The 14188-nt window shown below is 73.3% G+C and carries 13 protein-coding genes; 5 read left to right on the top strand and 8 right to left on the bottom strand.

The genetic code is table 11. From position 1 onward, the window contains the following. Window positions 1–111: 111 nt before the first annotated feature. The gene (locus tag HTZ82_RS30980; RefSeq protein WP_175412729.1) at window positions 112–459 is read right to left on the bottom strand and encodes a hypothetical protein; all 348 of its coding nucleotides are present in this window, start codon (window positions 457–459) and stop codon (window positions 112–114) included. A 238-nt stretch (window positions 460–697) separates the two neighbouring features. Between HTZ82_RS30980 and HTZ82_RS30975 the strand changes: the two genes are divergently transcribed. The 3 genes from HTZ82_RS30975 to HTZ82_RS30965 are packed head-to-tail and all read left to right on the top strand — an operon-like array spanning window position 698 to window position 3076. After that, a complete protein-coding gene (locus tag HTZ82_RS30975; RefSeq protein WP_175412728.1) occupies window positions 698–1186 on the top strand; it encodes a GNAT family N-acetyltransferase in 489 nt (162 codons plus the stop codon). A 58-nt stretch (window positions 1187–1244) separates the two neighbouring features. Then, window positions 1245–1910 (top strand): transcriptional regulator, encoded by a 666-nt coding sequence (locus tag HTZ82_RS30970; protein ID WP_254712241.1) that lies wholly within the window; start codon window positions 1245–1247, stop codon window positions 1908–1910. Then, complete coding sequence (locus tag HTZ82_RS30965; RefSeq protein ID WP_175412727.1) at window positions 1907–3076, top strand: aminotransferase class I/II-fold pyridoxal phosphate-dependent enzyme; 1170 nt, start codon at window positions 1907–1909, stop codon at window positions 3074–3076. Before HTZ82_RS30970 ends, HTZ82_RS30965 begins: the two co-directional genes overlap by 4 nt. Here the strand turns inward: HTZ82_RS30965 and HTZ82_RS30960 are convergent. The 6 genes from HTZ82_RS30960 to HTZ82_RS30935 all read right to left on the bottom strand — a co-directional run bounded on the left by HTZ82_RS30960 (window position 3045) and on the right by HTZ82_RS30935 (window position 10545). Then, window positions 3045–4298 carry a benzoate/H(+) symporter BenE family transporter gene (locus HTZ82_RS30960; RefSeq protein WP_175412726.1) on the bottom strand — a complete coding sequence of 418 codons (1254 nt, stop codon included), beginning with the start codon at window positions 4296–4298 and terminating at the stop codon, window positions 3045–3047. The genes HTZ82_RS30965 and HTZ82_RS30960 overlap by 32 nt on opposite strands. Continuing rightward, window positions 4292–5494, bottom strand: a complete 1203-nt coding sequence (locus HTZ82_RS30955) for a PLP-dependent aspartate aminotransferase family protein (protein WP_175412725.1) — start codon at window positions 5492–5494, stop codon at window positions 4292–4294. Before HTZ82_RS30955 ends, HTZ82_RS30960 begins: the two co-directional genes overlap by 7 nt. Beyond that, window positions 5491–7488: an FAD/NAD(P)-binding protein gene (locus HTZ82_RS30950; protein ID WP_175412724.1), complete on the bottom strand. Its 1998-nt coding sequence runs from the start codon at window positions 7486–7488 to the stop codon at window positions 5491–5493. The genes HTZ82_RS30955 and HTZ82_RS30950 overlap by 4 nt, the downstream gene beginning before the upstream one ends. Continuing rightward, window positions 7482–8486 (bottom strand): 2,3-diaminopropionate biosynthesis protein SbnB, encoded by a 1005-nt coding sequence (sbnB, locus tag HTZ82_RS30945; RefSeq protein ID WP_175412723.1) that lies wholly within the window; start codon window positions 8484–8486, stop codon window positions 7482–7484. Before sbnB ends, HTZ82_RS30950 begins: the two co-directional genes overlap by 7 nt. Before the next feature lie 16 nt (window positions 8487–8502). Next, on the bottom strand, window positions 8503–9504 hold the full coding sequence (gene sbnA, locus HTZ82_RS30940) for a 2,3-diaminopropionate biosynthesis protein SbnA (protein ID WP_175412722.1): 1002 nt from the start codon (window positions 9502–9504) through the stop codon (window positions 8503–8505). Between the two features lie 336 nt (window positions 9505–9840). Beyond that, window positions 9841–10545, bottom strand: coding sequence for a metalloregulator ArsR/SmtB family transcription factor (locus tag HTZ82_RS30935; RefSeq protein WP_175412721.1), 705 nt, complete (start codon window positions 10543–10545; stop codon window positions 9841–9843). A gap of 81 nt (window positions 10546–10626) precedes the next feature. Between HTZ82_RS30935 and HTZ82_RS30930 the strand changes: the two genes are divergently transcribed. After that, window positions 10627–12054: a rhodanese-like domain-containing protein gene (locus tag HTZ82_RS30930; RefSeq protein ID WP_175412720.1), complete on the top strand. Its 1428-nt coding sequence runs from the start codon at window positions 10627–10629 to the stop codon at window positions 12052–12054. Continuing rightward, entirely contained in the window at window positions 12051–13316 is a 1266-nt protein-coding gene (locus tag HTZ82_RS30925) for an MFS transporter (protein WP_175412719.1), read from the top strand. Before HTZ82_RS30930 ends, HTZ82_RS30925 begins: the two co-directional genes overlap by 4 nt. 242 nt (window positions 13317–13558) lie before the next feature. On the opposite strand, the gene HTZ82_RS30920 is transcribed toward HTZ82_RS30925, so the two are convergent. Next, a partial coding sequence (locus tag HTZ82_RS30920; RefSeq protein WP_217624181.1) for a TrkA family potassium uptake protein occupies window positions 13559–14188 on the bottom strand: 630 nt, incomplete at its 5' end.

Raw genomic sequence — 14188 nt, 5'->3', positions numbered from 1 at the left:
CGACCAGCCACGGCTGCGGATGAGCTACTACCGGATGGTCCTGGCCGAAGGCATGCACGACGACCTGGTGCACCGCCTCAACTCTGGGAAAACGCCTTCCCCGAGCCGGCCTCATCCGCTTCTGACCAGCTCCTCGTACCCCAGGCTCAGCGCGCGGACCGTGCTCCACGGGTGCGTCACGCCCTTGACCGTGATGCCCTCGGGCGAGCAGCGTACGAGCACCGCGTCCAGGTCCCATCCGAGCAGCAAGGGCGTCAGGACGCCGAACGTCAGCATGCCGCCGGCCGCGATGAGCAGGCCGCACAGCAGGAGCGCGCCGTACACGTCGTCCACCCGACCCGCGTTCCGCGCGACGACGAGCAGCAGCACCGCCCCGAAGGCCGCCACCGGCGGGGCCGTGACGACCCGCCAGGCGTGGTCGCGCCAGTCGTCCCAGAACTCCGTCACGTCAGGGTCCATGCCTGCCTCCCCTTCCCCCCGGCCGCCGCACCGCGGGTGCGGGTCGGCCACCCCTCCCCTACAGTCGCCCCGGGTCGCCGGGCGGTCAATGCCCCGCCGTGGCCGCCCCGGTGGCGGCGGCGCCCGGCGCCGAAGCCGTGTGGCAGGGTGGCCGCATGCCGTGTACGCGGGTTCCGTGTACGCGGGTTCCGTGTACGCGGGTTCCGTGTACGCGGGTTCCGTACCACCGGGGGTGAGCATGATCGTCGTACCGATGGCCGCCGAGCACGCCGAGCAGGTCCTGGCGATCTACCAGGCCGGTATCGACGAGGGCGACGCCACCTTCGAGACCGCCGCGCCGTCCTGGGACGTCTTCGACGCCGCCAGGCTCCGCGCGCACCGGTTCGTCGCGCTCGACGAGCGCGGCGCCGTGACGGGGTGGGTCGCGGCCTCCCGGGTCTCCGACCGCTGCGCGTACGCGGGTGTCGTCGAGCACTCCGTGTACGTACACCCCGGGGCGCGCGGGCGCGGTGTCGCGTCCGCCCTGCTCAAGGCGCTCGTCGACTCCACGGACGCGGCGGGGATCTGGACCGTCCAGTCCGGGATCTTCCCGGAGAACGCCGCCAGCCTCGCGGTGCACCGGCGCGCCGGGTTCCGGGTCGTCGGCACGCGGGAGCGCATCGGACGGCACCACGGGCGCTGGCGTGACGTCGTCCTGCTGGAACGCCGCAGCCCGGCGATCGGCTGACCGCGAAAGGCACCGCACGCGCTGGACTGTTCGTCCAGCATGGACCTACAGTCCAGCCATGGTGAGTGTCGAGGAGGACGCGGGCGACCCCCGGGTGCGGATGTGGGGGCCCGTGTGCCGGGCCGTCGCGTCGCTGCTCGGGCCGTACGCCGAGGTGGTGCTGCACGCGCCGGAGACGGACCGGGTGCTGGCGGTCTGGAACCCGATGAGCTCGCGCCGGCCGGGCGATCCGTCGCTGCTGGGTGAGCTGGACGCGCTGGAGCCGGCGGGGCGTGATGTGTTCGGCCCGTACGAGAAGGTGCTCGCGGACGGGCGGCGGCTGTCGTCGGTCAGTGCCGTGCTGCGCGACGCGGACGGCGCGGCGTCCGCCGTGCTGTGCGTGAACCTCGACCGTACGCCGCTGGAGCGGGCCGCCGCCGTGCTGTCCGCGTTCGGCGCGCCGGCCGTGGCCCGCCCGGAGCCGCTGTTCGAGGAGGACTGGAGCGAGCGGGTCCAGCACATCGTCGGCGGGTACGTGCGCGAGTGCGGCCGACCGGTCGAGCGGCTGACCCGCGCCGACCGCCTGACCGTGCTGGCCCGCCTTGAGGAGGCCGGGATCTTCGCCGTACGCCGCGCGACGCCGGTCGTGGCCGCCGCCCTGCGGGTCTCCCGGTCCACCCTCTACGGCCTGCTGGCCGAACTCCGAGCAGCGGCGGCACCGAACGCGAAGGATCGTACGTCATGACCCGGCTGCCCGACTTCCGCCTCGAAACCCACTTCTCCCGGTGGGAGTTCACCGCACGTCACCACATGACGGCGTCCGACGTCCGCACCATGACGCTGCGCGAACTGCTCGACCTGGCCGACGACGAGGACCGCGCCGCGTTCGAGAACCTGTCCCTCGGCTACACCGAGACGTACGGCGACCCCGCCCTGCGCGCGGTGATCGCCGAGACGTACGAGCGGGCGGACGCGGCCGACGTCCTCTGCTTCGCGGGGGCCGAGGAGGCCCTCTACGTCGCGATGAACGTCCTGCTGGACGCGGGCGACCACGCGGTCGTCGTGACGCCCAACTACCAGGCCGCCGAGACCGTTCCGCTGGCCCTGTGCGAGGTCACGGGCATCGCCCTCGACCCGGCGCGCGACTGGGCCCTGGACCTCGACGCGGTGGAGGCCGCGATCCGCCCCGAAACCCGGGTCGTGTCCGTGAACTTCCCCAACAACCCCACCGGCAAGGTCATCCCCGCCGCCGACTTCGCCGAACTGGCCCGCCTGTGCGACGAGCGCGGCATCCACCTGTTCAGCGACGAGGTCTACCGCGGCCTCGAACGCGACCCGGCGCGCACCCTGCCGCAGGCCGCGGACCTGTCGGAGCGCGCCCTTTCGCTGAACGTGACCTCGAAGTCGCTGGGCCTGCCGGGCCTGCGGATCGGCTGGATCACCTGCCGCGACCGGGAGTTGCTGTCCCGCCTCGAACGGGCCAAGCACTACACGACCATCTGCAACTCCGCCCCCGGCGAGGTACTCGCCCGGATCGCGCTCAAGGCCCGCGCCACCATCCTGGAGCGCAACCGCGCCCTGATCGCCGCGAACCTGCCCGTCTTCGACGCCTTCTTCGCCTCGTACCCCGGCCTCTTCGAGTGGCGGGCGCCGGACGGCGGGTGCGTCGCCTACCCGCGCTACCTCGGCCCCGGCGGCGTGGAGGAGCTCTGCACCCGGCTCGTCGAGGAGGCCGGCGTGCTGCTGCTGCCGGCGAGCGTGTACCGCTCCGAGCTCACCGCCACGCCCACCGACCGCTTCCGCGTCGGAGTCGGCCGCGCCGACCCGGAAGCAGGCCTGGCCGCCTTCGCCGACTGGCTGCGCGCCAACCCGGACGTCGTCACGCCTCGGTTCGGCGCGGGGTCAGGATGAGGTGGACCGCCACGCCGAACAGGAGGCCCCAGAAGGCCGAGCCGATGCCGAAGAGGGTGACTCCGGACGCGGTGGTCAGGAACGTGACCAGGGCCGCCTCGCGCGTCCGGTCGTCCTTGACCGCGCCCGTCAGACCGCCCGCCAGCGCGCCGAAGAGCGCCACGCCGGCGATGGCGGCGACCAGTTCCTTCGGGAGGCCCGCGAAGAACACCACCAGGGTCGTGCCGAAGGCGCCGACCAGGAGGTAGAAGGCGCCGCACGCGACACCGGCGACGTAGCGGCGCCGCGGGTCGCGGTGCGCCTCGGGGCCCGTGCAGATGGCCGCCGTGATGGCGGCCAGGTTGATCGCGTGGGACCCGAACGGGGCCAGGGCCGTGGAGGCCAGGCCCGTCGAGCCGATCAGCAGCCGGTCCTTCGGCTCGTATCCGGACGCCGTCAGCACCGCCATGCCCGGCGCGTTCTGCGAGGCCAGGGTCGCGAGGATCATCGGCACCGCGATGCCGATGAGCGAGGCCACCGAGAAGTCGGGCGCCGTCAGCACCGGGCGGGCCAGCTCCATGCCGTCCAGCCGGACGTCAAGGCCCGACGTGGCGGCCGACGCCACCACACCCGCCGCCAGGGCGATCAGCACCGCGTACCGGGCCAGCCATCGCTTGCCGAGCAGATAGGCGAGGAGCACCGCGCCGGCGATCCACGGTGCCGTCTTCAGCGAGGTGAAGACACCCGTGCCGAAGGAGAAGAGGATGCCCGCGAGCATCGCGGACACCACCGCCGCCGGCACGAGCCGCATGAGCCTGCCGAACACGCCCGTCAGGCCCACCAGCGTGATCACCACGCCGGTGACGACGAACGCCCCGATCGCCTCCGCGTACGAGTACGCCCCCAGGCTCGTGACCAGCAGGGCGGCGCCGGGCGTCGACCACGCCGTGATCACCGGCATGCGTGTGCGCAGGCTCAGCGCGATGCACGTCAGACCGCTGCCGATCGAGATGGCCCAGACCCAGGAGCCCGTCTGCGCCTTGTCCAGGTGCCCCGCCGACGCGGCCGCGAGCACGATGACCAGCGGCCCGGAGTACGACACGACCACGGCGACGAGGCCGGCCAGCACCGCGGACAGGGACATGTCGTGCCAGAGGCTGCGCCCGGCGTCCTCCGGCGGGCCGCTCTCCCCCTCCCTTGTCGCTGATGTCGCTTCTGTTGTTGTGGGCTCTGGGCTCAACATTCGTCCTTCGCTGCCCGCTCCAGTGCCTGTTCCAGGTCGGCCACGAGGTCGGCCGGGTCCTCGACGCCGACGGAGAGACGGAGCATGTCCTTGGGTGAAGTGCTGTCCGGTCCCTCGAATGTGTAGCGGTGTTCGATCAGACTTTCCACACCGCCCAAGGATGTGGCCCGGATGAACAGCTCGCAGTACTCGGCCGTGCGCAGCGAGCGCTGCCAGTCTCCGGCCACGTGCAGCGACAGCATGCCGCTGTAGCCGCCGGTCATCTGCCGCGACGCCACCTCGTGCCCCGGGTCGCCGGGCAGGCCCGGGTACGCGACGCGGCTCACCAGCGGGTGCCCCGAGAAGTGCTCGGCCAGCGTCATGGCCGTGGCGGAGATCTGCCGCATGCGCGGGTAGAGCGTCCGTATCCCGCGCAGCAGCAGGTACGCCTCCCACGGGCCGAGGATCGGACCGGTCAGCCGGCGGTGCAGGCGCAGCCGCTCCCACAGGGCCCGGTGCGCGTCGGCCGGGTCGGGCGCGGCCACCAGGAGGCCGGCCACCACGTCGTTGTGGCCGTTCAGGTACTTCGTACCCGAGTGCATGACCAGGTCGGCGCCGAGTTCGAACGGCCGGGTGTGCACCGGCGTCGGCACCGTGTTGTCCACGGCGAACAGGGCCCCGGCGCGGTGCGCGATGTCGGCGCAGGCGGCGAGGTCGGTGACCAGCCAGGTCGGGTTCGCCGGGGACTCGGCCCACAGCAGCGCGGTCGGCGCGGCGTTCACCGCGTCGGACACCGCGTCCAGGTCGTCCATGGGGACGCGTACGACGTCCAGGCCGCGCTGCGCGCCGAATTCGAGCAGCCACTTCGTGAGCCCGAAGTACATCGTCCGCGGCACCACCACGCGCGCGCCGGCCGGCAGGACCTGGAAGACGGCGGTGGCGGCGGCCATGCCGGACGAGAACACCAGCGCGTCCGAGCCGCCTTCGAGCCCGGCGACGACGCCCTCGACCTGCTCGTACCCCGGGGTGCCCTGGTCGCGCAGGTACGCGAGGCCGGCGGGGGTGCGGTACTGGTCGTCGCGGGCGAAGGTCGCGCCCAGGCTGACGGGCGGCGGTACGGCGCCGGTCGTCGGGCAGCGCCAGCCGTCGCCCTGCGCGGCCCGCGTCTCGGGGCGGTACGGGCGGGTCCAGGGGGTGTAGGTGTCGCGGTTGCTCATGATGTCGTCGGTGTCCTCACGGTGTGGGGCTGGAGTGCGGTACGGAGGGCGAGTTCGGCGTCCTTCAGCGCGCGGGACGGCGCGCCGGGCGACGGGACGTAGTGGTTGTAGTAGCTGGACCCTTCGGTGTGCGGGCCGAGGAAGAACAGGGTCCGGCTGACCTCCCCGTCGGGCCCGACGCCCTGCCCCGCACGCGTGACCCGAAGGCCCGGGACTCGGGGGCCGCGGGCGGTGGCGGGCGGGGCGCCGACGACGGCTGCCGGCGCGGTCGGCGCGACCGGCGCGGCTGCCGCGACCGGCGCCGGGAGGGTCCGGGTGGCAGACAGGGGGGTGACGCGGCCCGCCGCCACCAGGTGGGCGAGGAGCGAGCCGGGGAGCCGGTCCGGGGCCGGCTCGGGGACGTGGGCGCGCACCACGTGGTCCACCTCGACGGCCTCGGGCCGGGCCAGGCACGTCGACTCCAGGCGCCACGGGCCCCGCCCCGCCGGGGCGACGAGCTTGGGCCGCGGGCCCGGGCCGAGCCGGAGCACGCCCGCGTCGAGCAGCGCCAGCAGCTCCGCCGAGCGGTCCAGCTGCGGGCCGATCACCAGGCGGTTGACCGTGGACGTGAACGCCCCGAAGAAGTACTCCAGCGACGCGTCGTCCACACCCGGGGCGTCGATGACGTCGCGGAGGGCGTCGCGGTGGTCGCGCAGCACCTCCAGGGCCTCCTTCACCGGGCTGACGCCCAGCCCCGCCCGGGCCTCGGCCAGGTCGTCGCGCACCCGGGCGGTGAACCACGCCGCGTACGCGTCCTGGTCCGGCAGGGGGCGGTCGGTGAGCCGCTCGGTCAGGACACCGCGCAGCGGGTAGGGGCCGAGCTCCGCGCGGAGGGAGGCGAGCGCGCCGTCGGGGCCCGACCGGTGTACGCGGCGGGCGAGTTCGGCCGCCGCGGCCTGCGCGCCGACGCCGGTGCGCAGGGCCAGGACGGTCCGGTGGTGGGCGAGCTCCATCTCGGTCTCGATCAGCGGCAGCACGTCCTCGGTGAAGTGCAGCAGCCCGCCCGCGCGGGTCAGGCGCAGGGCCCGGAGCCGGTCCGGGGTCAGGACGAGCGGGCCGGGGCACGTCCGGCCGGGGTTGAGGTACGGGCGGCTGCGCGAGGGCATGCCGGACCGGTTGGCCAGGACGATCCGGGGCTCCCGGCCGCTTCGTACGTACCGCAGCCCGGTGCCGTCCGCCGTCGGCTCGTGGCGGCCGCCGCGGCCCAGCGTGAGGGCGGCGATCACGTCCATGGCGGTCAGGCCCATGCCCAGGACGGCCACGGCTTCGCCGGGGGCGATGCCGTCGAGCACGTCGGGCAGGGGGTACGGGCGGGTGATGAGGCGCGGCTCCTGCGGCGGTTCGGCCGGCGTGTGCAGGGCCTGGTGCCCGATGGTCACGAAGACGGCGTCCGCCTCCAGGAGCGTTCCGTCGTCGAGGACGACCGTCTCCCCGCCGCCCTGCCGCGGCCGGATGTCGGTGGCCGTCGCGGCGTGCCGTACGAGGTGGAAGCCGGGCGGTGCGGCGGCGACGACGCGTTCGGCGGCCCAGGCGAGGTACTCGGCGAGCAGCCGCCGGGGCAGGAAGTCGTTCGGCCGGATGTCGCGCGCGCCCTGCCGGATGTCGCGCGCGCCCTGCCGGATCTCCCGTCCGTCCCCCGCGAGGACGGTGTATCCGTCGGACGCCAGGCGCAGCCGCCGCTCCCGGCACCACTCGTACAGGCTGGGCCCGCGCACCCCCGTGGGGCCGTCCACCATCCGCTCGTCCGCGAACGCGGTGACCTGCGCGCACACCGTGTTGAGGAGGAGGTGGTCGGGCTGGTCCGGGCGGTGGAACCCGGGGCCGAGGGGCCGCGGGTCCACGAGGTGGACGGTGACGGCGGCGCCGAGCGGGTCGGCCAGGCGGTGGGCGATGAGCCGTTCCAGTACGCCGAGGCCGCGCGGCCCCGCTCCGACGATCGCGAGTGTGGTCACCATCGGCGTGTTTCCCCGAAGAAGTGGGGGACGGCGAGGGTCGCTCCGGCGGCGCGGGCCTGCTCAAGGACGTACGCGCCGACCGCCAGGTCCAGGACGCCGAGCCCGAACGGCGAGAAGATCACCGGCCGGTCGTCGAGCGCCGGGGACACGTCGCCGTCGAGGACTCCGGCGAGCGTGCCGGTCACGAAGTCCCGGGAGCCGGTGAGCTGTTCGGCCAGGTGGGGTGAGGTGTTCGCCTTCAGGCAGTGGTCGACGTCGTCGAGGATGTTGTCCGCGGCGAGCACCACTTCGGGCGCGAGGTCGCGCAGCGAGATGTTGAGGACGAGCTGGCCGGGCTTGAAGGGTGCGGTGACGTACGGTTCGAGCGCGGTGGTGGCGAACACGACCGTCTCGGCCTCCAGCGCCGCGCCCAGGTCGGGTGTGAACGACACGGGGCGCCCCTGGGTGGCGCGCAGGTGGGCGGCGAGGGCCTGGCCGGACTCCTCGTGCAGGTCGTGCACGACGTACGCGTCGGGTACGCAGTCCGCGGCGTGGAGGTAGTCGCAGATGTTGCGGGCGATGACGCCGCCGCCGACGACCGCGACGCGGGTGCCGTCGAAGCCGCCGGGGCGCAGGGCCCGCGCCGCGACGGCCGCGGAGGCGGCGGTGCGGGCGGCGCTGATGTTCGCGGCTTCGAGGCAGGCGATCGGATAGCCGGTCTCGTAGTCGTTGAGGAGCAGCACGGCCGAGGCGCGGGGCCGGCCGGCCTTGGTGTTCTGCGGGAAGCTGGCGATCCATTTGATGCCGGCGAGCCGGACGTCGGCGCCCAGGTAGGCGGGCAGGGCGATGATCCGCGAGTCGGGCTTCTCGGGGAAGCGGAGGAAGTAGCTGTCGGGGTTGACGCTCTCTCCGGCCTCGTGGCTGCGGTAGGCGCGGGCGACGATGCCGAGCACCTCGGCCCGCTTGTCGGCGAGCACGTCGCGCACGGTCTCGCCGGCCACCACGTCGAAGTCAAACATTGAGTCGCACCTCTCCTCAGGCCCGGGCCTGAGAGGTCTGTGAAATTTCCGCGATCTTCGGGATTTCCGGGAGTTCCGGGAGTTCCGGGATTTTCCGGTGGATGAGTTCCGGCCATCGCTCGGCCACCCATGAGTCGTCGTAGACGGTCTCCAGATAGCGTTCCCCGAAATCGGGGGAAAGCGCCACGACGACGCTCCCGTCGGAAATTTCCTTGGCTTTTTCCTGCACCGCGGAAAGCACTGTCCCGCTGGAGCCGCCGAGCAGCAGTCCACGCCCTTCGGCGAGCGCTCTGCACATTTCGACGGCGTCCGCCTCGGGAATCAGCATCACCTCGTCGATTTTCTCCTCGTCGAGGATTTCGGGGCGTCTGCTCGTACCGAGTCCGGGAATGTGCCGCCGGGCGGGCGGGCCGCCGAAGGAGACGGATCCGACCGAATCGACGGCGATGATCCGCGTGGCGGGGCTGTGCCGGCGGAAGAACTCCGCGCAGCCCATGAGCGTGCCGGTGGTGCCGGCGCCGATGAAGGCGTAGTCGACGTGGCCGATCGCTTCGAGCACGGAGCGGCCGGTGCGGTCGCGGTGGGCCCGTGGGCCGGCCGGGTTCGCGTACTGGTTCAGCCAGTACGTGCCGGGCTCGCGGCGCAGTCGGGCCTGGATGTAGTTGATACGGGACTGCAGGAAGCCGCCGTTGCCGTCGCGGACGTCGATGACGACGACCTCGGCGCCCAGCGCCTCCATCAGGCGCACGGCCTGCGTGTTGGCGTTCGGGTCCGTGACGCACGTGAGGCGGTAGCCCTTGGCGGCACAGACCATGGCGAGGGCCACGCCGAGGTTCCCCGACGTCGACTCGATGAGCCGGGTGCGCGGGAATTCACGCCCCGACTCCTCGGCCTGGGCCACCAGCGCGATGGCCGTCTTGAGCTTGACCGAGCCCGCCGGATTGAGACCTTCGAGTTTCAGGAAGACAGAGCTTCCGGGTACGAGATGATCGAGCCGGATGAACAGATCGTCCAGCACCAGATCATAGACTTCTTCCGCTATCACTGGAATCCCAACGCTCTTGAGTGCGGGAATGCCGATTCATGGCGCACGCCGAGATGCGAGGGCTGATGGTCGTGAAGTGTGACTGTCGCGCTCGATCGCGCACGCACAGTCGCGCAGAAGAGATCGTGTCCCCCCGTTCGCCGCCTAAGCGTCCCCCGCTGCGGCAATTCCAGCATCACATACGGCCACAGGTGCCGTCCAGGCCATTTTTCGATGCTTTTTGGTTCCGAATTGAACATTCCGAGCGGATTTCGGAATTCCGGACGCGAAGGGGCAGGGCCGCTACGGAAGGGTTCCCGGTTCCGACGGCTACTCCACCGACGGCTCCACCGGCAGCTCCGCCAGCCGCCATTCGAGCATGCCCTCCACCAGCCGCACCGCCCGGCGGCCCCGCGCGCGCAGCAGGCGGACGGCGTCGTACGCGAGGACGCAGTACGCGCCCCGGCAGTACGCCACGACCTCCACGTCCTCCGGCAACTCCGCGACGCGGTCGGCGAGTTCCGCGACCGGGATGGACAGGGCGCCCGGGATGTGGCCGGCCGCGTACTCCTCGGCGGGCCGTACGTCCAGGACGACGACCTCGCCCGCCGCCGCGCGGGCCAGCAGGTCCTCGCGGGCGACCTCCTCCGCGGCCTCCTCCGCGTCGCCGCCGTGGCCGTCGCCGCCACGGCCGCCGACGCCCAGGTACGCGGCGCGGGCGGGCTCCACGGCCTCCTGGTGCTCCTGGGCCACCCGCCGCAGCAGCGCGTACAGCGCGGCGACGTCGTCGCCGGCCAGCCGGTAGTGGATGCGTACGCCCTCGCGGCGCGTGGCGACGAGGCCGGCCTGCTTGAGGGTCTGGAGGTGCGCGGACGCGGTGGTCAGGTTCAGCCCGGCGGCCTTGGCGAGGGCGTCGACCGTGCGCTCGCCCTGGGCCAGCAGATCGAGCAGTTCGAGGCGTTTCCCGCTGCTCAGCGCCTTACCGGTACGAGCGAAGGCGTCGTAGAGCGCGGCCTTGCGCGCGGCATCTCCCATGACCGAAGCCTCCCTCACCTTTCTTCATCCATAAATCCATGGAATATTGTAGCTACAGCCGCGAGCGAGAGGACGGGCACCATGAGCTTCGCCGACGACCACCTACTCCCCCTCGTCGACGCGGGTCTCGGCAACAGTGCCTACCTCGTCGACCTCGGCGACGGCCGCGCCCTCGCCGTGGACGCCGCCCGGGACCTGCGGGCCCTGCGCGCCGCCGCCGAACGGCGCGGGCTCGACGTCGCGTACGCCGCGGACACGCACCTGCACGCCGACTTCCTGTCCGGCGCCCGCCAGCTCGCCCACGACGACGGCGCCACCGTCCTGGCCTCCGCCGCCGGGCGCCGCGCCTTCGCGCACCGCGCCCTCGCCGACGGCGACGAGACCGAGCTGGGCGGCGGGCTCACCCTGAGGGCCCTGGCCACGCCAGGCCACACCGACGAGCACCTGTCGTTCCTGCTCCTGGACGGCACCCGGGAGCTCGGCGTCTTCACGGGCGGCTCGCTGATCGTCGGCTCGGCCGCCCGCACCGACCTGCTCGGCGCCGACCGCGCCGAGGAACTGGCCCGCGCCCAGTACCGGTCGCTGCGGCGCCTGGCCGAGCTGCCGGACCACGTCGCCGTCTGGCCCACGCACGGCGCGGGCTCCTTCTGCGCGGCGCCGCAGGGGGCCGAGCGCATCACCACGATCGGCGCCCAGAAGCGGGCCAACCCGCTGCTCGCCGCGCCCGACGAGGACACGTTCGTACGGCGGCTCCTGGGCGGCCTCGGCTCGTACCCCGCGTACTTCGACCGCCTCACGGAGGCCAACCGGCGCGGCCCCGCCGTCCTCCCCGCCGAGCCCCGCCTCACCCCGCTGACCGCGCCCGACGTACGGCGGCTGCTCGCGGAGGGCGCGCGGCTGGTGGACGTGCGGCCGGTCGCGGACTTCGCCGCCGGGCACATCCCGGGCGCCCTCTCCGTGCCGCTGCGCGCCCAGTTCGCCACCTGGCTCGGCTGGCTCGTACCCGACGACACCCCGCTCGTCTTCGTCACGGCGGCGGGGCAGGACCTCGCCGAGCTCACCTGGCAGTCCCTGAAGATCGGGTACGAGCGGCTCGCCGGCCACCTCCCGATGGCCGCCTGGGCGGCCGCCGGGGGCCGTCAGGAGACCGTCGAACTGCTCACCGCAGACCGCGTCGCCACGGGCCGACCCGACGGCCCCGACGGCCCCGACGCCGCCGACCGCACCGACCGCCCCGCTCGCACCGCCCGCCCCGTCCTGGACGTCCGCCAGGACGTCGAGTACGCCGCCGGGCACATCCCCGGCGCGGTCGGCATCGAACTGGGCGAACTGCCCGCCCGTACCGGCGAGGTCCCCGCCGCCCCGCTGGTGCACTGCGGGCACGGCGAGCGCGCCATGACCGCCGCCAGCCTCCTCCTGCGCGCCGGCCACCGGGACGTCGCGGTCCTCCACGGCGGCCCCGCCGACTGGGCCAGGGCCACCGGCCGGGCCCTCCAGGAGGGGGAGTGAGCACGGACGCGTCCTCCCCGCGGCACCGCATACGGCTCGGACTGCGCGCCAACCTCGCCCAGTTCACCCTGCTCGTCGCCGTCAACGCCCTCGTCGGCGGCATGCTCGGCCAGGAGCGCGTCGTCCTGCCGCTCCTCGCCGACCAGGTCTTCGCACTGCCGGCGTACACCGCCGCGCTGACGTACATCGTCGCCTTCGGCGCGACCAAGGCCGTCACCAACTTCTTCGCCGGCACCCTCTCCGACCGCTACGGCCGCAAGCCCGTCCTGGTCGCCGGCTGGCTCCTCGGCCTGCCCGTGCCGCTGCTGCTGATGTGGGCGCCCACGTGGGGCTGGGTGATCGCCGCCAACGTCCTCCTGGGCGTCAACCAGGGCCTGACCTGGTCCACCACCGTCATCATGAAGATCGACCTGGTGGGCCCCGCGCGGCGCGGCCTGGCGATGGGCTTCAACGAGTCCGCCGGATACGTCGCCCTCGCCGCCACCACCATGGCCACCGGCGCGATCGCCGCGCACGCCGGGCTGCGCCCGGAGCCGTTCCTGCTCGGCGTCGCCTACGCCGCGCTGGGCCTGGGCATGTCCGCGCTCCTCGTACGCGAGACCCGCGACCACGCCCGCCGGGAGGCGGCCGACCACCCGGTGGGCACCGGGCACGGCGACGGCCTCGGCACCGGCCGTGTCGCCTGGATCACCAGCGTCCACGACAAGGCGCTGTCCGCCGCCAGCCAGGCCGGCCTGGTCAACAATCTCAACGACGCGCTCGCCTGGGGCGTCTTCCCGCTGCTGTTCGCCGCCCACGGCCTGCCGGTCGCCCAGATCGGGGTGCTCGGCGCGCTCTACCCGGCCGTGTGGGGCTTCGGCCAGCTGCTCACCGGCTGGTGGTCCGACCGCGTCGGCCGCAAGCACCTCATCACCGGCGGCATGCTCCTCCAGGCCGCCGCCATCGCCCTGGTCGCCCTCGGCACCACGTTCGGCGTCTGGGCGGCGGCCCAGATCCTGCTGGGCGTCGGCACCGCCCTCGTCTATCCGACGCTGCTCGCGGTCGTCGGGGACGTCGCACACCCCGCCTGGCGCGCCCGCGCGGTCGGCGTCTACCGGCTGTGGCGCGACGGCGGCTTCGCCGTGGGCGCCCTGCTGGCGGGGCTCGTGGCCGACGCGTACGGCCTGACCGCCGCCGTCTGGACGGTCGCGGCCCTCACCGCCGCGTCCGGGCTCCTGGTCGCCGTCCGCATGTACGAGACACACCCGCCCTCGGGGCGTTAAGAACGCGTCAACGACGCCCGGGCGGGCGTATGGAGGGCGTCAACGGAGGTCGTGGGCGGGGGGCCGGCGGGCTTTCCTCGGGGAAGTGGTTCAGCCGCTCTCTCCCCGACCTCTCCCCCTCCCTCTCTCCTAGGAGCTCGCGATGGCCGACGTGGCCTTCGTCGTCACCGCGGTCGCGGTGTTCGCGCTGGTGGCCGTCATCGCCGTGCGCGTGGCACGACTGTGACGCCGCGCGCCCCGCGCTAGCTCAGCTCGGCGAAGCTCTCCACGGCACTGGTCTTGCCGGTGACGATGATGACGTCGCCCTTCTCGATCACGGTCTCGGCGGTGGCGTGCGTGAAGTCCTGCCCCGGCCGCTTGATGCCGACGACCGTGACCCCGTACGTGCTGCGGACGGCGCTCTCCCCGAGCGGGACGCCCGTCGCGATCTCCGGGGCGACGGTCTTGACCAGGGCGTAGTCGTCGTCGAACTGGATGAAGTCGAGCATCCGCCCGGTGACGAGGTGGGCGACGCGCTCGCCCATGTCGTGCTCGGGCAGGACGACGTGGTGGACGCCGAGGCGTTCGAGGATCTGCCCGTGCTGGCGGCTGATGGCCTTGGCCCAGATGTTCGGCACGCCCGCCTCCAGCAGGTTGGAGGCGATGAGGATGCTCGCCTCGATGTCCGTACCGATGCCGACGACCGCGCTGGTGAAGTCGTGGACGCCGAGCTGCTCCAGCACCTCCGGGTCGGTGCAGTCCGCGACGGCCGAGTGGGTGAGGACGTCGCTGACCTTCTGGACGAGCTGCGCGCTGGTGTCGATGCCGAGCACGTCCCAGCCGCGCCGGGTCAGCTCGTGCGCCAGCGAGCTGCCGAACCGGCCCAGGCCGAT

It is taken from the genome of Streptomyces sp. TRM64462, from assembly GCF_013362995.1.
Lineage (GTDB): Bacteria > Actinomycetota > Actinomycetes > Streptomycetales > Streptomycetaceae > Streptomyces.
This window is presented reverse-complemented; position numbering and strand designations above follow the sequence as displayed.

What these genes read in the sequence shown, in the direction of transcription:
- HTZ82_RS30935 (WP_175412721.1), bottom strand. Translation starts at nt 10,545, where the DNA reads ATGGGAGATGCCGCGCGCAAGGCCGCGCTCTACGACGCCTTCGCTCGT.
- HTZ82_RS30975 (WP_175412728.1), top strand. Translation starts at nt 698, where the DNA reads ATGATCGTCGTACCGATGGCCGCCGAGCACGCCGAGCAGGTCCTGGCG.
- sbnB (WP_175412723.1), bottom strand. Translation starts at nt 8,486, where the DNA reads ATGTTTGACTTCGACGTGGTGGCCGGCGAGACCGTGCGCGACGTGCTC.
- HTZ82_RS30970 (WP_254712241.1), top strand. Translation starts at nt 1,245, where the DNA reads ATGGTGAGTGTCGAGGAGGACGCGGGCGACCCCCGGGTGCGGATGTGG.
- HTZ82_RS30965 (WP_175412727.1), top strand. Translation starts at nt 1,907, where the DNA reads ATGACCCGGCTGCCCGACTTCCGCCTCGAAACCCACTTCTCCCGGTGG.
- HTZ82_RS30930 (WP_175412720.1), top strand. Translation starts at nt 10,627, where the DNA reads ATGAGCTTCGCCGACGACCACCTACTCCCCCTCGTCGACGCGGGTCTC.
- HTZ82_RS30950 (WP_175412724.1), bottom strand. Translation starts at nt 7,488, where the DNA reads ATGGTGACCACACTCGCGATCGTCGGAGCGGGGCCGCGCGGCCTCGGC.
- HTZ82_RS30955 (WP_175412725.1), bottom strand. Translation starts at nt 5,494, where the DNA reads ATGAGCAACCGCGACACCTACACCCCCTGGACCCGCCCGTACCGCCCC.
- HTZ82_RS30960 (WP_175412726.1), bottom strand. Translation starts at nt 4,298, where the DNA reads ATGTTGAGCCCAGAGCCCACAACAACAGAAGCGACATCAGCGACAAGG.
- HTZ82_RS30980 (WP_175412729.1), bottom strand. Translation starts at nt 459, where the DNA reads ATGGACCCTGACGTGACGGAGTTCTGGGACGACTGGCGCGACCACGCC.